This window comes from Rufibacter sp. XAAS-G3-1, from assembly GCF_013623775.1.
GTDB lineage: Bacteria > Bacteroidota > Bacteroidia > Cytophagales > Hymenobacteraceae > Nibribacter.
Genome location: NZ_JABFAM010000004.1, coordinates 19,140 through 38,124 on the forward strand (window position 1 = coordinate 19,140; position 18,985 = coordinate 38,124).

At 53.2% G+C, this 18,985-nt stretch carries 17 protein-coding genes; 9 read left to right on the plus strand and 8 right to left on the minus strand.

All coding sequences use genetic code 11. From position 1 onward, the window contains the following. Positions 1-259: 259 nt before the first annotated feature. Both HHO50_RS02670 and HHO50_RS02675 read right to left on the minus strand, forming a co-directional pair. A complete protein-coding gene (locus HHO50_RS02670) occupies positions 260-2,629 on the minus strand; it encodes a penicillin-binding protein 1A (RefSeq protein WP_255478565.1) in 2,370 nt (789 codons plus the stop codon). Between the two features lie 173 nt (positions 2,630-2,802). Then, complete coding sequence (locus HHO50_RS02675) at positions 2,803-3,747, minus strand: N-acetylmuramoyl-L-alanine amidase (protein ID WP_219921424.1); 945 nt, start codon at positions 3,745-3,747, stop codon at positions 2,803-2,805. A 393-nt stretch (positions 3,748-4,140) separates the two neighbouring features. Between HHO50_RS02675 and HHO50_RS02680 the strand changes: the two genes are divergently transcribed. From HHO50_RS02680 to HHO50_RS02695, 4 genes are all read left to right on the plus strand, one after another. Continuing rightward, positions 4,141-4,740: a hypothetical protein gene (locus tag HHO50_RS02680; RefSeq protein ID WP_181304476.1), complete on the plus strand. Its 600-nt coding sequence runs from the start codon at positions 4,141-4,143 to the stop codon at positions 4,738-4,740. 80 nt (positions 4,741-4,820) lie between these two features. After that, a complete protein-coding gene (locus HHO50_RS02685; protein ID WP_181304477.1) occupies positions 4,821-5,339 on the plus strand; it encodes a nuclear transport factor 2 family protein in 519 nt (172 codons plus the stop codon). Positions 5,340-5,505: 166 nt separating this feature from the next. Then, positions 5,506-6,795 (plus strand): hypothetical protein, encoded by a 1,290-nt coding sequence (locus tag HHO50_RS02690; RefSeq protein ID WP_181304478.1) that lies wholly within the window; start codon positions 5,506-5,508, stop codon positions 6,793-6,795. Positions 6,796-6,968: 173 nt separating this feature from the next. After that, complete coding sequence (locus tag HHO50_RS02695; RefSeq protein ID WP_255478566.1) at positions 6,969-7,697, plus strand: penicillin-binding transpeptidase domain-containing protein; 729 nt, start codon at positions 6,969-6,971, stop codon at positions 7,695-7,697. A gap of 105 nt (positions 7,698-7,802) precedes the next feature. Here the strand turns inward: HHO50_RS02695 and HHO50_RS02700 are convergent, their stop codons facing one another. The 6 genes from HHO50_RS02700 to pnuC form a co-directional block, all read right to left on the minus strand. Next, positions 7,803-8,012, minus strand: coding sequence for an alkylphosphonate utilization protein (locus HHO50_RS02700; protein ID WP_181304479.1), 210 nt, complete (start codon positions 8,010-8,012; stop codon positions 7,803-7,805). Positions 8,013-8,204: 192 nt separating this feature from the next. Next, positions 8,205-9,086 (minus strand): aldose 1-epimerase family protein, encoded by an 882-nt coding sequence (locus HHO50_RS02705; RefSeq protein ID WP_181304480.1) that lies wholly within the window; start codon positions 9,084-9,086, stop codon positions 8,205-8,207. 8 nt (positions 9,087-9,094) lie between these two features. Further along, entirely contained in the window at positions 9,095-9,610 is a 516-nt protein-coding gene (locus HHO50_RS02710) for an AAA family ATPase (RefSeq protein ID WP_181304481.1), read from the minus strand. 90 nt (positions 9,611-9,700) lie between these two features. Continuing rightward, positions 9,701-10,462 carry a DUF2490 domain-containing protein gene (locus HHO50_RS02715; protein WP_181304482.1) on the minus strand — a complete coding sequence of 254 codons (762 nt, stop codon included), beginning with the start codon at positions 10,460-10,462 and terminating at the stop codon, positions 9,701-9,703. 256 nt (positions 10,463-10,718) lie between these two features. Further along, the gene (locus HHO50_RS02720) at positions 10,719-11,588 is read right to left on the minus strand and encodes a phosphatase PAP2 family protein (protein ID WP_181304483.1); all 870 of its coding nucleotides are present in this window, start codon (positions 11,586-11,588) and stop codon (positions 10,719-10,721) included. 293 nt (positions 11,589-11,881) lie between these two features. Further along, positions 11,882-12,499, minus strand: coding sequence for a nicotinamide riboside transporter PnuC (gene pnuC / locus HHO50_RS02725; RefSeq protein WP_181304484.1), 618 nt, complete (start codon positions 12,497-12,499; stop codon positions 11,882-11,884). A gap of 159 nt (positions 12,500-12,658) precedes the next feature. Between pnuC and HHO50_RS02730 the strand changes: the two genes are divergently transcribed. The 5 genes from HHO50_RS02730 to HHO50_RS02750 all read left to right on the plus strand — a co-directional run bounded on the left by HHO50_RS02730 (position 12,659) and on the right by HHO50_RS02750 (position 18,985). After that, a complete protein-coding gene (locus HHO50_RS02730) occupies positions 12,659-12,979 on the plus strand; it encodes a rhodanese-like domain-containing protein (RefSeq protein WP_255478567.1) in 321 nt (106 codons plus the stop codon). Between the two features lie 801 nt (positions 12,980-13,780). Then, positions 13,781-15,250 (plus strand): IMP dehydrogenase, encoded by a 1,470-nt coding sequence (gene guaB / locus HHO50_RS02735; protein ID WP_181304485.1) that lies wholly within the window; start codon positions 13,781-13,783, stop codon positions 15,248-15,250. An 891-nt stretch (positions 15,251-16,141) separates the two neighbouring features. Further along, on the plus strand, positions 16,142-18,223 hold the full coding sequence (locus HHO50_RS02740; RefSeq protein WP_181304486.1) for a PP2C family protein-serine/threonine phosphatase: 2,082 nt from the start codon (positions 16,142-16,144) through the stop codon (positions 18,221-18,223). A gap of 20 nt (positions 18,224-18,243) precedes the next feature. Next, positions 18,244-18,582: an STAS domain-containing protein gene (locus HHO50_RS02745; RefSeq protein WP_062544051.1), complete on the plus strand. Its 339-nt coding sequence runs from the start codon at positions 18,244-18,246 to the stop codon at positions 18,580-18,582. Continuing rightward, positions 18,575-18,985: an ATP-binding protein gene (locus HHO50_RS02750; RefSeq protein ID WP_181304487.1), complete on the plus strand. Its 411-nt coding sequence runs from the start codon at positions 18,575-18,577 to the stop codon at positions 18,983-18,985. The genes HHO50_RS02745 and HHO50_RS02750 overlap by 8 nt, the downstream gene beginning before the upstream one ends.

Here is an 18,985-nt window from a genome sequence, read left to right on the forward strand (position 1 = left end):
AGTGCGCAACAGCAGGAAGGAAGAGGGCACAAATAGTTAGCTCCTTTTCACTTGCTGTTCTGGAAGAGTGGCAAACGGCAGAAGCGCCTTAGAGCTTGCCCGCACTATCTTTTTAGGAGGACAACATAGGGTAAGATAATGCTACCCGCCTCCCTATCTCCAATCGTTTATAAAAGCCGGGGCCCGCTTTCCTTGAAGAAAAGCGGGCCCCGGCTTTTGTTTTAGGGCTCATTTCAGGAAAAAGCCTTAAAAGTTCTCCTTAAAACTGCGATGAAACACTGTCGTTCAGTTGCTCCAGCATGGTATCTACGGCGGTAGTGTCCACTACCTTGGCCCTGCGGGGCACTACGGTGACGCAGGTATACGGCTTATTGATTTTCACCTTTGGCTTAGGGAAGGTTCCTAACTTAACCCCCAGACTTGGCTCCCGGTACACCTTTTCCATGAACCGGCCAAAGATGGGAAGCGCCGTTTTAGAGCCCTCGCCGGTAGACGAGGTTCTAAAGTGAATGCTGCGGTCTTCGCCGCCCACCCATACGCCCGTCACCAGGTCTTTGGTCACGCCCATGTACCAGCCGTCTGAGTGGTTAGAAGTGGTTCCGGTTTTACCGCCCACCTGGTTGCCTTTTTTCCAGAGATCGTACTCCCAGAGGGCCTGTGAGGTTCCGCCCGGTTCTTCCATGGTGCCTTTGAGCATGTGTACCATCAAAAACGCCGTTTCTTCTGAGATGACCCGTTTCTGCTGCGGGTTGAATTGCTCCACCACGTTGCCGTTGCGGTCTTCTATGCGCATCACCAGCATGGGTTTGTTCAGGAAACCGTTGTTCACAAAGGTACTGTAGGCGTTCACCATCTCGTAGATGCTCACGTCTGAAGAGCCCAGACCAATGGACGGCACTGCCTCAAGCGGGCTGGTGATGCCCAAACGGCGGGCGAAATCCCGGACGGTGTCCCACCCGATGGCCTCAGTCAGCTGCGCGGTAACGGTGTTGATGGAACGGCCCATGGCGTGCCGCAGCGTCATATTGCGGCCAGACACTTCATAGCTCGCGTTGTTGGGCGTCCATTCCATGGGTTTTCCGTTCTCTACGTACTTAATGGTCACCCGCTGATCTTGGATTTTATCGCAGGGCGAATAGCCTCCGTCAATGGCGGCCCCGTACACAAAGGGCTTAAACGTAGAACCCGGTTGGCGTCTGGCCTGCTTTACGTGGTCAAACTTGAAATTATCGTAGTCAATGCCGCCCACCCACGCTTTGATATGGCCGGTGAAGGGATCCATGGTCATCATACCGGCCCGCAGGAACCGCTTGTAATAGCGCAGTGAGTCCATAGAACTCATGGTCATCTCTTTGGGGCCTTTCCAGCTGAAGACCGTCATCTTTTTGGGCGTGTTCAGGGCCGCATTGATGGCAGCGGTATCATCGCCGTACTTGTTTTTGAGGGATTGGTAGACACCCGTGCGCTTGATGGCATTCTCAATGAACCCCGGAATCTCTTTGTTCTGGTCATCTACCCACGGGTTCTTGCCGCGCCAGTGGCTATCAAACCGGCTTTGCAGGCTTTTCATCCGTTCATGCAGGGCTTCCTCGGCCAGGCGCTGCATGCGGGAGTCAATGGTGAGGTAGACTTTCAGGCCATCGGCGTAAATATCCAACCCGCGCCCCTCGGCCCAATTGCGCACAAATTCGTTTACCGCCTGCCGGTAATAGGCGGGCACGCCGTCTAAGTGCTGCTCTACGTGGTATTTCAGTTCAATGGGAAGCTCAGAAAGGGAATCGGCCTGGGCCGAGGTGATGACCTGGTTACGGGCCATCTGCTGTAGCACCACATTGCGGCGGGCCAGGGCATTCTTGGGGTTGAACCGGGGGTTGTAGGTAGTGGGGGCTTTCAGAACACCCACCAGCATGGCGGCCTCCTCGGCTTTCAGCTTGTCTGGGGTGGTACTGAAGAACGTCTTGGACGCTACCTTAATCCCGAAGGCATTGCTCCCGAAATCAACGGTGTTGAGGTACATGCCCAGAATCTCGTCTTTGGTGTAGCGCTGCTCTAACTTGATAGAGGTGTTCCACTCTTTGGTTTTGGCTACCACCGTAGATACCAGCGGCACATGGCCCAGCATGCCTTTGGTGTTTTTGGTACGGGTTTTATAGAGGTTTTTGGCTAACTGCTGGGTAAGCGTAGAGGCCCCGCGGGATTCCCCGCGCAGGTTATCTTTCACCGCCGCCAGTACTGAGATGGGGTCAATGCCCTGGTGCTCATAGAAACGCTCATCTTCGGTGGCTACCAGGGCATTGACCATGATGGGGGCAATGCTGTCATACGGCACCAGGTCGCGGTTCTCCCGGAAATAGCGGCCCACCAGCAGCCCGTCTGACGTGTAGATCTCAGAAGGCAGGTTGTTTCTTGGGTTTTCCAGGTCATCCAGCCCCGGAGACTCCCCAAACAAGTAGAACAGGTTGAGGTCAACGGAAACAAAATAAAGGACAATGAACAAGGTGCCGAAGGCAAAAAGCCTCCAGAGGTTCCTGATCCATTTATAGTATTTGGTATGCGGGGGTTTGCTCGTCTGTATTTCTGGCATGCGGCTATTCACGGGCACAGAACCCGCTTTCTCAAAAACGATCAAAGTTACGGGAAAGTGTTGGCTTTCCCGAAGTTGTGTTCCGGTTTACCGCTTCTTTTCTAAGAAACAGGCCAAAAACAGAAAGACATGGAAACTTTTCCCTCGCTCGCCTCTGCCGAGCGAGGGAAGGATGATCACTATGGCTTTTCTTTTTAGAAAACCACACTCTTTTCCGTTTACAGGCTCTTTTTGTAAAGATGGTACAGTACTTTTTTGTCATCATCCGTAAGAATGCCGTTTACTTCTTTTTGGATGAAATGGAGCTTGAAGGCTTTGGTGGCCGCATCTAGGTTTTGGACGTCATATCCAATAATGCGCAGGGCGTCTTTGGGCTGAAAAGTAGCCGGAATAGTGTCTACCGCCACGGTTGCGGTGGGAACCGCTATTGGGACGGGCATGGCTGTACTGTCTGTGGCCGCCGCGGCGGAATCTTGGAAGAGCGGGATCACCGATTCAAAAACCGAATTGCGGACGGCTTCCTCATCATACCAAATCCCGAAACCAGCGTCGGCCAATTTCTTCCAGGGGAAGGTGGGGTTGGGGTCTACCTTGCGGCTGGGCGCAATGTCTGAGTGCCCAATAAAGTTGGCGGCCGGAATACCGTGCGTTTTCTTCAGAATAGCCAAAACCTGTAGTAAGCTGTTGATCTGCTCCTCGGCGAAGGGTTCATAGCCGTTATTATCCAGCTCAATGCCAATGGACGAAGAGTTGAGGTCGGTGTTGTTGCCCCATTTGCCTGAGCCGCCGTGCCAAGCCCGCAGGTAGTCGCTGAGCATGTGGTACACCTTTCCGTCGCGGCCAATCACGTAGTGGGCGCTCACCTGGGTTCTGGGCAGGGTAAAGGTTTTGAGGGTCTGCTCCGTGGAGTTCTGCGCGGTGTGGTGGATGACCACGTAGTTGGGTTTGCGCATGTTGAAGTTAGTGGTGCCCACCCAGTGGTCGCCCTGCATGAGGCTGTCTTCCCCGGGGTTGGTGACCGGCGTAGCCCGCAGCGTTTTGGCATAGGCTTTCGCCTTTTTCTTATACTCCTTGTTGGTAGCGGCGTACGGATTGCTGGAGCATGCAGCCAAGGCCAGGCTTAAGGCAAGCGGTAGAAAGAACGAGAGTGTGGTTTGTTTCATTGGAAAGCTCATTAACTTAGCCAAAGATGGGAAATTTTCCTCTGGCACCATCGCGGCACGCCAGGAAGTTGTGAAGGGGCTCTGCAAAGACGCGTCACTCGTTAGCGCACAGGCCAGATACACTCTTGTTTTCGGGCTACTTTCAGAAAAACTGGCTGAAAACGGGACGCTTCGGTGACCAGGGACAGCAACGGGCACCTGCGGTATCTGACGGGGAATGAAATGACCTGCCTGGAAAGCGATTGCCTTTAATTACAGGTATTCAGCTGGGTTCTGGCGGTCTCTGTTTAGCGGTTCTTTTTCAGAAAATAGCACAAAAACAGGCCTTTAGCTTTCTCAATTCAGACAAAACGGTAACTTAGCCCTGCATTTACTTTCTTTTTCTTTTCTTCCATGGATTTACCTCCAATTCACCTTTCGCACGAATTTGAGCCACTTCCGCCCGAACTGCATTCTGTAGCCACCGGGCAACCGTTTCACTCCTGCATTGCCTGTAACCGCCACCTGCTGCGGGATGGCATGAATTACCTGGTGGAAAAGGCCATCCGCTTTTACCCCCTGGATGGGGTGCATTACGTGGTGTTTGAATACGCCATGTGCCTGCACTGCGCCCAGCAGATACGGGATGAGTTATCTGAAGACTCCAAGCAGCGCATTGAATCTTACTTTGCCGAGCGCGTGAACTTAGTGGCCCGGCGCGAGGCCCTGCTGTCGCTCCCAGAACCGCTGAAACTGGACAATTGGCTGTCGCACTGCATGGTCACGGGCACGCCGCGCACGGCCTGCACAGAATACCAGATCTTCGCGCAGTGCCAGGGTGAAAATCTGCTGTACACCTACATTCCCTACCTTATCAGTGCCGAGGCGATGGCCGAAATGCAGCACCTCATCTCGCCGCAGACCCGCCAGATACTGGATGACTTCATGGATGCCAACTTCGGGCTTCCGCCCGAACTCAGGGCCCTGCTGCAGGAAAGACTGATTCTTATCTGATGGCAAAGTGCTCTTTCTGAGAGTCGCATGACCAACGCCAGGCCTGCCGTTTCACTTTCACTTCTCACACCCAGATCTACATGCGTTCCCTTCTCCTGCTTTCTTTCTGCCTGCTGTTGAGCGGCGCTTCTATGGCCCAGACTAAAAAAGGGGCTGCCCCGCGCACGCCAGATGCCAAGGCGGTAGCGGCGGCCGTGGTGCGTTTCTTTGACGGCATGCGGGCAAGTGACAGCACCATGGCCCGCTCGGTGCTGGCCCCCAATGCCCGTCTGTTTTCTGTAGGTGCCGGGAAAGACGGCACCGTACTTCCCCGTGAAACGCCCATGAATGCGTTCATAAAGAGTATTGGCCAGAAACACCCGCAAGTGCTGGACGAGCGCATTTGGGACGTGGACGTGAACATTGACGGCGACTTGGCCACCCTTTGGTGCCAGTACGCTTTTTACGTGGGCGATACCTTCAGCCACTGCGGCGTGGACGCTTTCCAGTTGTACCGCAGCCCTCAAGGCTGGAAGATTTTCTCTATCACAGATACCCGCCGCAAAGAAGGCTGCGACCTGAAAGCCGCGCAGGCCGCCAAAGGGAAGTCTACCCCGTAGGCGATTTTCTACTATCTGGCCCGTAGCACTTCAACTAACGTATCTTCCGTCTAAGTCTTGTTTTAATCAAATGAAAGTATCTGGTTGCTCATTTTTCCTTTTCCTGTGTTTTCTTTTCTCTGCCGTAAAAACCCAGGCTCAACAACTCAATTATGAAAAGGGGACGGTGGAAGAGGTTCTGGCCAAAGCCAGAATAGAAGGCAAACCCGTTTTCATTCACTTGACGCTACCTGACAATCCAGCCCGAAACCTTCCCGGAAACGTCTCCTTTACCAGCGCGCTGGAAGACCCCGCGGTGGTGAAAGCGTTCAATGCGCAGTTCCTAAACGTACTGGTGCCGCGGAACACGCCGCAGGGCAGTCAGTTGATCCGCCAGTTTGTGGTGAAGCAATACCCCACGTACCTGTACCTCAGTTCTGACGGCAATCTAATTCACCGGAGCACCAGCAATTCCAGCAGCCCGCAGAAATACTTGAATGACCTGAAGGCGTTCAAGGAGAAAGCAGCCAGTACGCACAATCTCAGCTATTTCCAGAAAGAGTTTGAACAGGGCCGAAGAACCCCCGATTTTCTGGAACAGTACCTGAAGTTGCGCCAAAAGATGGGCCTGGCGCCCGACCTGGATCTGCTGGAAACCTATGTAAGCCAATTACCCGTGAGCGAATTTGATAAATTCTCTACCGTGCAGTTCATTCTGGAGCAGGGCCCCGTGGTAGAGAGCAAGGCCTTTGTGTTTTCCCGTTCCAACCAAACCATTCTGGACAGTCTTTACCGGTCGCTGCCGTTTTCCCAACGGTCAGACATCAACAATAGCATCATCAATAATACCATGCGCAAGGCCACCGCTACCAAAGACGTAACCCTGGCGCAGAAAGGGGCGCAGTTTGCGCGAACCACCTGGCAGCAGAATTACCTGCGGGGGCAAAGGGCGTACCAGTCCAACATGGTCTCGTATTACAAATCGGTGAAAGACACGGCCAATTACCTGAGAGAGGCCGTCAATTACTATGAGCGTTACTACATGGCGCTTTCCGCAGACTCTGTGCAGAAAATCATGGCCGCAGAGGCAGAACGCCGCAATACGATAATGCCGCCTTCGTCCAAAAGAAAACCCGCTCCCACCTCAGAAGAAGTGGTCAGGGAGGAAACCGCCATTGTTGCCAGCAATTCTTCTTCCTTTCTGTTGCAACTGAACAACGCGGCTTATTCCATTTACGAGACCGGCACCCAAAACCCTACCTATCTCACCAAGGCCATGCTGTGGAGCAAACGCACCGTAGATTTAGACCCTTCGGCCCCTTTTTATGATACCTTGGCGCACCTGCTTTACCGGCTTCAACTTTATGCCGAGGCCGAGGCCATGCAACAGAAGGCCGTAGACCTGGCCAGCAAAGCAAACCTCTCCGCTGATAGATTCAAGCAAGGCCTGCAAAAGATAAAAGCCCGCACCCTATAACCGCTTTGCAAACGGCAGATTAACGCCTGCTTAAACCACAGGCAACAGTACCCACTTCTTCTAAAGATCCTGTGATCCAAGCCCAACAGAAAGCGCCCCGAGTTACTCTTACGCTATTTCTCCTGTGTACTACAGTTCTGTTTCTGGTGCCTTTTCAAGGAAACGGGCAGGATTTGCAGAAGCCTTTTACAGAGTGCGGAGTAGCAGGCAGCACCACCGTCTATGACTACTCAAAGGAAAGCTGGGTGTATTCTGAGGAAAATGATACGAACCGTGCCTCCCTTCCCGCCTCCACGTTCAAAATACTGAACAGCCTGATTCTGCTGGAAGAGAAAGCGGTGCGGGACGAAAACGAAGTTTTGCCATGGGACGGCCAGCAACGAGGAATTCCCGCCTGGAACGCCGATACCGACATGAAAAGCGCCTTCACCAACTCCACGGTTTGGTTCTACGTGCGGCTGGCCGAGCGCATAGGCCAAGACGAATACCGAAGCTGGCTGAAACGCTGCGGCTACGGAAACGGCAAGCTAAAGAACGGTTTTGGGGCTGATTTCTGGAATTACGGCGATTTCGCCATTTCACCCAAAGACCAGATTGAGTTCCTGCGGAAGTTGTACGAAGAGAAACTGCCCTTCGCCAAGGAGAACATCCAGAAAGTGAAACAGATGATGGCGGCCGAACAAACGCCAACCTACACCCTACGCGGCAAAACCGGCCTGACCAGTTACGGCGGAACCAGCAGCGGCTGGTGGATTGGCTACGTTGAAACCAAAGGAAACGTCTACTTCTTCGCCACCCGGCTGCACAAAGACCAGAACACCAAAAACGAGAATTTCGCGGCCTGCCGCAAAACCATCACCCACCAGATTCTGCGGCAACTGGGCATTTTACCGGCCCTTTAACTACAAACCCGTTTCAAGGTTCTTTTCACAAAAAAAGGCGCTAAACGCGGTTTCCGTGCTGGGCAAATCAAGGCACAAAAAAGGCGCTTTCCAGCGCCTTTTTTGTTATACTTTCTTCAGGAAAGCGGTTTTCAAAACCATAACGGTTCTTTCCACACGGCCCTCAATCTCGGCTTCGTCATTGGTGAGCCTGATGTTCTTGACTACGGTTCCTCTTTTGATGGTGGTAGAAGAACCCTTCACCTTTAAATCTTTGATTACCGTAACAGAGTCGCCCTCGCTGAGCAGGTTTCCGTTGCTGTCTCTTACTTCCATGATGGTCTTTTTGATGAAAAGCGGGCTTTGCTTCTGGTGCTGAGCCGCCGCGCAAAGCTACTCCAGTTTTAAGCGGTAAACAATCTGGGCCAACCAGAGTATGCCGAATCAATTCGTAAGTAACTCTCTCGCTTAACAAGTCAGGCACTTCCGTTTCAGGCCTGTTTTTCCAAAAGCAGCCCTGAAACCAGGTTAGCCGATGGTGATGGAATACGCTGCCTCAAACGTTTCACCGGGGCCCAGAGACTGCATTCCTTCTTTGTCGCGGAGTTCAATGGGTTCTCCGGCGCTGCCCGCCACCCCGTACCACGGCTCAATGCAGAGGAACGGTGCGCCCACGCGTTTTGTCCAGATGCCCAGGTACGGGAAGTTGGCGAACTGCACTTGTACGAAGTGTGGGTGTTGGTCGCTCTTGAGGGTCACGCGGTCTGAGCGGAAGCTTTTGAACACGATGGCGTCTTTTTCATAGTGTTCGTAGCGCAGCGGCAGAATGGCCATGTTGTCCAGCACGGGTTCGGTTTGGCCGTTTTGCAGGCCGGTGCCGTCTTCCAGCAGGTAGCGCGACAAGGTCTCGGGTTGGGAGAACTCCAGGTAGTAGTCTTCAAATGCCCCGCCGGGCAGCATAGGCACGTTGAAGGCCGGGTGCGCGCCAATGGAGAACAACATCTCGCCTTCGCCCAAGTGCTGCACCTGCCAGGTCACCTCCAGCGTCTGGCCCCGCAACGTATAGACAAGGCGCAGCGCGAAATCAAAAGGATAGTTTTTCTTGGTTTCCTCCGTGGCTTTCAGCTCAAACACCAGCCGGTTTTCCTGTTCTTCCACCAAGGCAAATTCCTTATCTCGGGCGAAGCCGTGCTGCGGCAGCGAATAGGTCTGCCCCTGGTGCAGGTACTGGTCTTGGGGCAAACGGCCCACAATAGGAAAAAGCACGGGCGCGTGGCGGTTCCAGAAGGTGCCATCGGCTTGCCAAATATACTCGCGGTTGCCTTCTTTTTTGAGGAAACTGCACAGCTCGGCACCGGTGCTTTTCACGCCCACGCGCACGTATTCATTCTCCAGGTAAGTTGCTTTCATAAAAGTTTTTAACGTTGACGCACTTGCTCCACGGCCTGCACCGCATTGCGGAATCTTGTTTGAGAGGAGCCGGAAATCTCTACGAAGGGCGCGCCCATCTGTTCCAGTTCGCGTTTGTACCAGTCATAGAAAAAATGCCGCAAATGCGGATGCTCGCGCTGCGGGTCGGGCTGCCAGGGTAAGTCTACGTTCAGGAGCAGGTACAGGTCGCAGTCCTGTTTCTTGAGTTGCGACAGAATAAAATCTGAGCAGTGGCCGTACGCGTGCTCAGACCAGATTTTGAGCACCAGCAACTCGGTGTCCAGGAAAAGCAGCGGCGGGTTCTTGTCGGCCTCGGCTTGCCAGAGGTTCAGTTGGCCTTTGGCGATGGTCTCCAGGTCGGGCGCCTCGTACGGACGGCCCAGGTTTTCCAGAAAAGGGCGGGCGTATTCCGGCAGCCAGGGCGCGCCGTAGTGCTGGGCCAGCGCCGCCGCCAAGGTAGATTTTCCGGTACTCTCTGGGCCAGTAATCGCTATTTTTAGCAAAAGATTGACGTTTAGGGCTATCCTGTTTTAGAGCTGTTTTCTGAAAAACTGGCTTGAAACAGGCGGGTTGCCTAGGCAAGGTACTTAAAATTACGGAGCCGGAATGGGAGCCGTTTTCTTCCGGAAGTCCAGGTTGTAGGTGAGGCCCACTTGCAGGGTGTGGTTGCTTTCAAACCAGATGCCGTTGCGCTGGGCCACGTGCTGGTGCAGGTAGCCCACCTCCAGCGTGGCGTCTCTGTGGAAGCGGTAGCCCACAGCGGCATAGGCGCGGTTCTGGTCAAAGATGTTGCTGGTCACATTGGGCCCAAAATTCACAAAAATCTCATCATACAGCCCCAGATAAAATTCCTTGTCTTCCAGGGTAGCGCCTTGCAGCGGAAGGGTGGTTCTGAACTGGTAACGGGCGCGGTTCAAATAGGTGTAGTCATCTGCCCCGGCGAATTTAACCCAGCGCTGCTCCAGCCGGAAACGGTGCTGCAAAATGAACCGGCCGTGGTTGTCCCTGAACTGCAGTTGCTGATACGTGCGCTGCTCCGGGAAGTCTTCACGGGCCGGGTTGTCGCCGTACGGATAGGTGTGCACGTAGGCGTAGCCCGCCGCCACGGAGGCCCGGTCTGAGAGGCTATAGACGGCTGCTACGCGCGGCATGAACTGCTGCGGCTCAGTGATCACTTTGTAGCGCCTCAGTTGGAACTCAGTGTGCAGGCTCCATCTATCGGTTAACCGGTGCGTTCCGAAGTACATGTACCAGCCGTTGAAATTGGTGTCATGCCGCCGGGGGTTCTGGGCCAAGGCACGGTCTGGCAGAGACAAAGTGGCTACGAGGAGACAGAAAAAGAGAAATTTTTTCATAGGGTAAGCATTTGGGATTACCTGCTGCAGATGCGGCAGGTACGCCAAAATTAACAAGCACAACTGAAACAGCCTGTTTTAAGCCTCTTTTTCTGAAAATGGCCTAAAACCAGCGTAGCCGCCTATAAAATAAAACCCGCAGCCGAAGCCGCGGGTCAGGGGTAGGTTTATAAAAAGTTTTTCACTCGCTCGCGTCCCGCGCGCGAGTGTTCTGCTTTAATTTGTCATTACTTTTTCATAACAAACTTTGAGACTGTTATTCCAGGGTGCCTTGGTAGAAGTTGGTGTTTTTCTTCCGGTTACGGTAATCATCCAGGTTCATGGTCAAGGCAAAACCGGGAGCTCCGTAAATATAGGCGGGTGATAAATTGACAATAGATGGTTTGCGCCCCCAGCGGTTGCGGTGGGAGAGGTACGCCAAGTGGGATGACAGCATTCCTATCCCGGCGCCCACAAACACGTCTGACTGCCAGTGCTTGTTGTTGAGCATCCTGAACGCCCCCACGCTGGTGGCGATGGTGTACGCGCCAATGCCGTACCACGGGCTCTTGTGCTTCAGCTCTGAGTTGAGGATGGACGCCGCCAGAAAAGCCTGGGCCGTGTGGCCCGAAGGCATAGACTCTCGGTTTTCGCCGTTGGGCCGCTCCAGGTTGGAAACCTGTTTAATCCCAAACACCGTGATGGCAAAGATGGCTTCGGCTTTCAGAATAAGGATAGAGGTGTTCAGGAAGTCGTTGTTTGACTTCACGTTAAACAAGTTGGCCGCCGCCAGTTCTACATAGGGCATCACGAGCAACACATCATCAACCTTTGTATTGAAATTAGGGAAGTGCTTCCGGATGTCGCGCTGGGCGTCATAACTGCTGTACAGGCCATTGTCTTTGATGGTGGTTAGACCATAGGCAATCAGGATAGAGGGAATGATGGTGGCTCTGAATGCCTTGGACTTGAAAAAAGGGGTTTTGATACCGGGAGGGGTAACCGGCCCCTGATATTTTTTCAGCGTATCCGTCACCACCGGATCCTGGTACTTTTTAAGGGTGTCTGCTTCCTGGGCCAGCAGTTCCTGGGTAGACAAGCCAAAGCAGAAAGTAAGCGCAAGCCAAATACGTACTATATTTTTCATAATACAACGGTTGAGTGAGAAGGTAACTTCTGCTTAATCGTTATAAAAAATAAAAGGGTTACTTGCAGAGCCTCTTTTTTTTACCTCTGCCTGGTTTGCAGAGGGTATAATCAGCTTAAATAGCACTTAACCGAGCTAAACGCCTCCTTTTTCTAATGGCTTCCGCTTAGTAGTCCTTTCTCTAATTTACCCCGCCCCGCTTATTCCTTGAAAACAGCCTTGAAACCCAGTCTCAGAAGATCTGGCAAGAGCACCTTTAAAGAAATTAATGCTTACCAGGCCTTTTTGCGCGCCTACTGGGTAGACGGCACGGCTTGTTCACGCACCTGCAGGCTTTTCTTCCAGTCAACGTAGCCCCACCACGCCAGCGCAAGGTAGAGGAAGTAAAGAACCGCCGTGAGATAGAGTTCCTTGTAAATGTAAATGGGCACGTACACGGCGTCTACCGCCATCCAGATCAGCCAGTTCTCCAGTTTTTTCCGGCTCATGAGCCATTGCGCGCCTAAACTCACGGCGGTGGTGGCAGCATCCCAGTAAGCCAGATCGGCGTTGGTGTTATAGTGCAGGTAAGAACCCAGCCCCAGCGTGAACAGCGGCACAAACAGCAGGAGCCACCCCCACTGGCTGGAGGTCATTTTAGTGACCGGCCGTTCTTCCCGTTTGTTTCCTTTATACAGCCACAGGTACCAGCCATAAAAGTTGAGTCCGGCAAACATGACCTGCAGGCCCATGTCGGCGTAGAGGCGGGCGTCATAGAAGATGACGATGTACAACGTCACGCTGATGAGCGCGGTGGGAAACGTCCAGATGTTTTGCCTGGCCGCGAGCCACACACACAGGAGACCGGTCATGACGCCTACTACTTCGGTGACGGTAGCCAGATTCCATTGGCTGGGCGATAGAAAATCCATAGAGAAGAAATTGCCGCCTCCCGTTTTAGCCCTGTTTTCAGAAAACCTGCCCTTAAACAGATGGGCGCATTGGTAGCAGGCACAAAAATAGAAGCTTCGCAGTGGGTTCAAGCCGAGGCTAGGTATTTAGGCCAAACTTTTTCACCGTATCTTTGCCCCATGCTGCCCGAGATCACTCCCCAACAACTGAAAGAACGCCTGGTATCCCAGGAACCCCTGCAACTTATTGACGTGCGCGAACCGCAGGAATGGGCCATCTGCAACTTGGGCGGCCAACTGATCCCGCTGGGTGAACTCCCCAGACAAGCTGCTTCTTTAGACAAAGACACGCCCACCGTCCTCCTTTGCCACCACGGTTTCAGAAGCGCACAGGCCCTTTTATTTCTGCAGCAACGCCACGGCTTCACCAATCTGCTCAACCTGAAAGGCGGCGTGCACGCCTGGGCCCAGGAGGTAGACCCTACGTTTCCGGTGTATTAAGGCTGGTTTGTCTGGGAGCTGTTTTTGCTCTGATTTCCCGTTTCGCCAATCAGGAGATTGGCCGTCTGTTGTTGTGCGCAGGGCGCTGTCGCTAACTCTACGCACAACAACAGACACTCGTAGGAGCTGCGCGCACTACGAGGTCTTTTAAGTAGGCGGTCTTGTGGTTGGCAGACATCTAGCAGCTATGTGCAGTTTTCCAGTGTACATGCGCCTTCGCCCCCGGAATTCTTGCTGAGGAAGTGTGTTCATAAGCTCCGTTTTCGGCCTGTTTTCCGGGAAACGGCCCCGAAACGTACTTGAACCCACCCCTACCCCTCCGAGGAGGGGAATACTCCTTTGCGGCAGAATACAGGCAATGCAACTAATCACCGTTTCTACCATCACCACTTCTGCTACTTTCCCCAGTTCCAGTCTTCCCCGAGCGCGCCTCGCTTTTGGCCCTAGACAGACTTCAGCTAAGAGCGAATATCTTCTCAGGCCGAAAGGGCAGTGCGAGAGGGGAGGACGGGGCCTCGCGGCCGTGAGCGCTTAGCGGAACAGATGAAACATTACAGCACTTGCACCCACGCAAAAAGCGGACAATCCTAGGGAACAGCGTAAGGCGTGTACCTGCTCATATCCACGCAAGAAGCAGCCAAACCTAGGGAACAGCAAAAGGCATGCACCAACATCATAAGCCCCTACCAAGAACAAACAAACCCCACTTTTAAGCTAGTTTTCCAAAATCAGCCCCTAAACGCTAGGATATTCAATTTTTCCCTTAACTTTACGTGGCAAATACCATATCCGCTATTTGCTATGCAGTTTCACGCTCCCAATCTGTTGTTCGAAGCCCTGACTTACGACGACGTTCTGCTATTACCCGCCTATTCAGAGGTACTTCCCAAAGACACCAATACTTCCACCCAGCTTACCCGCAACATCCGGGTGAACATTCCTATTGTGTCGGCGGCCATGGACACCGTGACCGAGGCCGATATGGCCATTGCCATGGCGCAGGAAGGCGGCATCGGGTTCATCCACAAAAACATGAGCATCAAGCAGCAAGCCGAACAGGTGCGCAAGGTGAAACGCTCTGAGAGTGGCATGATCCTGGATCCGGTTACGCTGCATGAGCACGCCACGCTGGGCGAGGCCATCCAGATCATGAAGGAACACCGCATCGGCGGAATTCCCATTGTGTCTACCGACAAGAAACTGGTGGGCATCATCACCAACCGCGACCTTCGGTTCGAGAAAAACTTCTCGGTGAAGGTGTCTGAGATCATGACCAAAGACCGGCTCATCACCGCCCCCAAAGGCATTGAACTGGACAAGGCCGAAGACATTCTGCAGGAATACAAAATCGAGAAACTGCCGGTGGTGGACGAAAACGGGGTGCTGGCCGGATTGATCACTTACAAAGATATCCTGAAAAGAAAACACCGCCCGTACGCCTGCAAAGACGAGTTCGGGCGTTTGCGCGTGGGGGCCGCCGTGGGCGTGACGCCCGACGTGCTGGATCGCGTAGGCGCGCTGGTGGAAGCCGGGGTAGACGTGATCAGTGTGGACACGGCCCACGGCCACTCCAAAGGGGTGATGGACGCGGTGCGCAAAATCAAAGACGCTTTCCCCGAGATTGACCTCATTGCCGGCAACGTGGCTACCGCCGCAGGAGCCAGAGCCCTGGCCGACTCCGGGGCCGATGCGGTGAAGGTAGGCGTGGGCCCGGGCTCTATCTGTACCACCCGTATCATTGCCGGTATTGGGGTGCCGCAGTTGTCTGCCGTGATGGAGGCCGTAAAAGGCCTGGAAGGCACCGGCGTGCCGGTCATCGCCGACGGCGGCATCAAGTTCTCTGGTGATCTGGTGAAAGCCATTGCGGGCGGGGCCAGCACCATCATGATCGGGTCTCTGTTGGCCGGCACTGAGGAAGCCCCCGGCGACATGCAGATCTACGAAGGCCGTAAATTCAAAACGTACCGCGGCATGGGCTCCATTGAGGCCATGGGCGAAGGTTCCAAAGACCGCTACTTCCAGGATGCCGAGGATGATGTCAAAAAACTGGTGCCCGAAGGCATTGTGGGCCGCGTGCCGTACAAAGGCCTGGCCGGCGAGGTGCTGTACCAACTGGTAGGCGGCCTCAAGGCGGGCATGGGCTACTGCGGTGCCCCAGACATTGAGGCGCTGAAGAAAGCCAAAATGGTGAAGATCACCGGGGCCGGCCTGCGCGAAAGCCATCCGCATGACGTGCAGATCACCCGCGAGGCACCCAACTACAGCCGCTAGTCACGTAAGAAACCCGCTATTTTCTACTACCTTCCTGTTTTGCTCTGTTCAAGAAATTTCTTGGGCAGAGCAAAATTCGTTTTATGGGTCTTTTTTCTAAAGTAGCTGCAAACGAACCCCAGCTAAGGAGGAAGACGGAACTACTGACATTCCACCCGCAAAACTGCCAGTGGTTCCCGGCGAGTCTGGAGACTCGCTTCATATCCCATGGCACAAGACTGGAGTCTCGCGCCAGTAGGTTCTAAAGCCTGCTTCCGCAATACCGCTCGCTCCCAAGAACTCGTAGCGTCTTTAGACCTGCGAGCGTCTGCGCCGATGCCGTTTACAGCCCGTTTTCTGCAAAACAGCCCCGAAACGTTGAGAGGAAGGGAGGATGTCTGCCCCGCAGAAAAAACCAACCGCAGAAAGCAATGCGTGCCCGAGACAAGGCGGTGCCTGGTCTTTACCGGAATCTAATGTATCCGGTTTCCGGCCTAGTTTCCGGAAAATAGCCTCAAAACGCATCGGCGGGGTTCTCTCTCGTCTTCATGAAAGATCGTTACGCGGTTTGGTATAATTCAGATTCCCTCGGCGCAGATGCTGAGTAAACGGCTTTGCCACAACAGATTAGCCCCACATCAGCTTCTACCCGTGCCAATAGAGCGTTTTAAAGCCGTTTTGCTGTGAATCATTGTAAAAGATTTAGCGTTTACTATATAGGCCTCCCCTATTACGGAGAGCGTAGTTTTAAATAACAGAAGCTATGCTGTACAAGCCAGGTGGCTTAGCCAGCCGCAGGGGGAGCTATCAGGGCCCGGTTTGAAGAACATAACTTTTTTTTAATTACTTTTAAGAAAATATCGTATTCACCCTCATCTATCACCTAACCAACCACAGCAGGCAATCCCTCCAATGCCCCAAGACAAAACCATCAAACAGCTAGGCCTAATAACCGCAAGTGTGAGCTGGGTGCTGCTATTGGTGAATGTTTTGTTTTTGGCCCGCCAGGAACAGATAGGCGAAGCCAATGGTGCCTTCCCGTACCTCAACAACCTGTTGTCTGTGGTGTTCATCCTGTCTGTATTCCTGTACCAGCGGCACAACGTTCCCATTCAGCGCAGCGCCGAGTTCACCTCTCCCCTGTGGAGCCTCTTTGTCAAAGGTGGGCTGGGTGCGTATGCCTGGTTGCTGTTTTACTTGAGTTACCCCAACCTGAGCCGGCACTGGTTTAGCAGCCCGTATCTGCTGGATGTCTCCTATCAGGTACTTTTCGGGTTACTGATCTATTTCCTGGCCAAGGCGTTCTACACGTGGCGGCAGCTTATTCTGTACCACAAAACCAAAGACGTTCAGAACCAGTGGAAATGGTTTGAGATTCTGGTATACCTTTCTCTATTGGTGACGTTGCTTGATGTGGCCTACACAGAGCATTTCTTCCTTATCCTGGATCTGGGCCTGTTGCTGCTGTACAGCCTTTACATGAGCGTGCACCAACGGTGGATCGCGTTCCTGACCCTGGACAAGAAATGGGGCTGTATCTTCCTGCTCACGGCGGTCATCGCCTCGGGCATCCTGTTTGCCAACTTCCTGTATCTCTACAACAGTTCTCGGGAGCTGGAGGTAGATTACACAGACAACCCGTTCATTCTCCTGGTTCTGGCCTTTGTTCTTATTTACGCGCTGGCTTCCTTTCTGGTAGCGCTTTTCAGCTTGCCCACCACCCGGGTTTTTGAGCAGCGGAACGCCGACCTCCTGAGTTTCCAACGCCTGAGCCACACCATTCAGCAGGGCCGAAGCGAAGACGAGGTCTACAACATGCTGTTTGAGAGCGCCATCAAAGCCACCGGGGCAGACGCCGCCTGGCTGGAGGTTGGCGAAGTCACGCAACTAGACACGTCCCAGGCAACCGGCAATCCTGTTGATGCAGAAACGCAGGTCTTGGTGAGGGCTCTGATCAAAAAGGCGCAGGAACAGAATAAGGCAGCTGCCATAGACAGCGTGTACGTAAACGGAGATTTGGGCCTTCTTCCGGAGTTCAAAAACCACCAGATTGTCTTTAACTCCCTTCTGCTGGTGCCGCTGGTTTCTTCCAAGCGCCGGTACGGCTACCTGTATCTGCTGCTGGAGCTAGAACAAGGCTTTGCCCCAGACACCATAAGTGTGGTGCAGTCTTTCGCCAACCAGACGGTGCTCACCATTGAAAACCTGCGCCTCATGCAGGAATCATTGCAGAATGAGCGCTACAAAGAGGAACTCAAGATCGCGACGCTGGTGCAAGACCGCCTGAACCCCAAAACCTTCCCCACCGATACCTGGTTTGACATCAGCACCTACTCGCAGGCGGCCAAAGAAGTGGGCGGCGATTTTTATGATTACCTGCAGTTGAGCAAGTCACGCATTGCCATCATCATAGGAGACGTGTCGGGCAAAGGGATTTCGGCGGCTTTCCACATGGCCCAGATGAAAGGCATTTTCCACGGGCTCATGCAGCAGGATTTACTGCCCGATGAGTTCATGGTGCAGGCCAACAGCGCCCTCAGCCGGTGCCTGGAACGTACCTCCTTCATTACCTCGGCGCTGTACATCATTGATTACGAGATGCAGGGCGTGTCCTTCGCCCGGGCGGGCCACTGCCATACGCTTTACTATAACTCTATGATGGAAGATACGTTCTACTTTCAGACAGAGGGACTAGGCTTGGGCATTGTGCGGGATCCCTCCTACGCCAAACGCATCCACCGGCTGCACTATGATTACAACCCCAATGATGTGATGGTCATTTACACCGATGGGATTGTGGAAGCCCGTAACACCCGGCAGGACGAGTACGGCGAGGAACGCCTGAAATATATGCTTTCCCAAACCTATCACCTAGAGGCCGAGGACATCAAAAGTGCGATCATCAACGATGTCAATGACTTCAGCAGTGATATCCTGCACGATGACCAAACCTTACTCGTGATCAAATTCAAACACCGTCAACCTAACAAATAGAGGATTCGTAAAGAAGCACGATGAAAATAAAACATACTATCACCGACAACACCATCACCATCAGTTTAGATGGTGAACTAGACGCCAGCTCCTCTGTGCTGCTGGATGAAGAACTCTCCAACCCCAGCATCATGATGTTTGGAAAGATCTTGGTTGACTGCAAAAACCTCAATTACATTTCCTCGGCCGGTTTAGGCGTGTTCATCTCGCATTTGCAGCGGTTTGAAGATGCCCAGATCAAGCTTATTTTCTTCAACATGCAAGAGAAAGTGCGCAATGTATTTGAGATTCTGGGGCTGGATCTGCTCATGACCATTGTCTCTTCTTATGAAGAAGCTGTGACCATCGCCAATGACTAACAAGATCCGGGTCAGCTGTGACAGGAAGAATCTGAAAGTTATCCGGGCCTTTGTGACGGAGACGCTCTTACCTGTCCATTTGTCTGAGATCATGTTAAACCAGATCATTTTGGCCGTAGACGAGATCTGCGCCAACCTGATCATCCACTCCAACCAGGAAAACAGCCAGAAACACCTTTGCCTTACCATCAGGTATGATGAAAGACAAATCATTTTTGAGCTGGAAGACAACGGTACTCCCTTTGTGCAGGCCAATTACAAAGAGCCTGACATTCTAGATAACATAAAAATCGGCAAAAAAGGAGGCGTGGGCGTGGCGCTGGTAAACCGAATCATGGACAAAGTAGAATACAGTGTGAAGGGCTCTACCAACATCTGCCGCATGCACAAACTCATTGCGTAA

What these genes read in the sequence shown, in the direction of transcription:
- HHO50_RS02740 (WP_181304486.1), top strand. Translation starts at nt 16,142, where the DNA reads ATGCCCCAAGACAAAACCATCAAACAGCTAGGCCTAATAACCGCAAGT.
- HHO50_RS02700 (WP_181304479.1), bottom strand. Translation starts at nt 8,012, where the DNA reads ATGGAAGTAAGAGACAGCAACGGAAACCTGCTCAGCGAGGGCGACTCT.
- HHO50_RS02750 (WP_181304487.1), top strand. Translation starts at nt 18,575, where the DNA reads ATGACTAACAAGATCCGGGTCAGCTGTGACAGGAAGAATCTGAAAGTT.
- HHO50_RS02720 (WP_181304483.1), bottom strand. Translation starts at nt 11,588, where the DNA reads ATGAAAAATATAGTACGTATTTGGCTTGCGCTTACTTTCTGCTTTGGC.
- HHO50_RS02685 (WP_181304477.1), top strand. Translation starts at nt 4,821, where the DNA reads ATGCGTTCCCTTCTCCTGCTTTCTTTCTGCCTGCTGTTGAGCGGCGCT.
- HHO50_RS02715 (WP_181304482.1), bottom strand. Translation starts at nt 10,462, where the DNA reads ATGAAAAAATTTCTCTTTTTCTGTCTCCTCGTAGCCACTTTGTCTCTG.
- HHO50_RS02675 (WP_219921424.1), bottom strand. Translation starts at nt 3,747, where the DNA reads ATGAAACAAACCACACTCTCGTTCTTTCTACCGCTTGCCTTAAGCCTG.
- HHO50_RS02680 (WP_181304476.1), top strand. Translation starts at nt 4,141, where the DNA reads ATGGATTTACCTCCAATTCACCTTTCGCACGAATTTGAGCCACTTCCG.
- HHO50_RS02730 (WP_255478567.1), top strand. Translation starts at nt 12,659, where the DNA reads ATGCTGCCCGAGATCACTCCCCAACAACTGAAAGAACGCCTGGTATCC.
- HHO50_RS02705 (WP_181304480.1), bottom strand. Translation starts at nt 9,086, where the DNA reads ATGAAAGCAACTTACCTGGAGAATGAATACGTGCGCGTGGGCGTGAAA.
- pnuC (WP_181304484.1), bottom strand. Translation starts at nt 12,499, where the DNA reads ATGGATTTTCTATCGCCCAGCCAATGGAATCTGGCTACCGTCACCGAA.
- guaB (WP_181304485.1), top strand. Translation starts at nt 13,781, where the DNA reads ATGCAGTTTCACGCTCCCAATCTGTTGTTCGAAGCCCTGACTTACGAC.
- HHO50_RS02745 (WP_062544051.1), top strand. Translation starts at nt 18,244, where the DNA reads ATGAAAATAAAACATACTATCACCGACAACACCATCACCATCAGTTTA.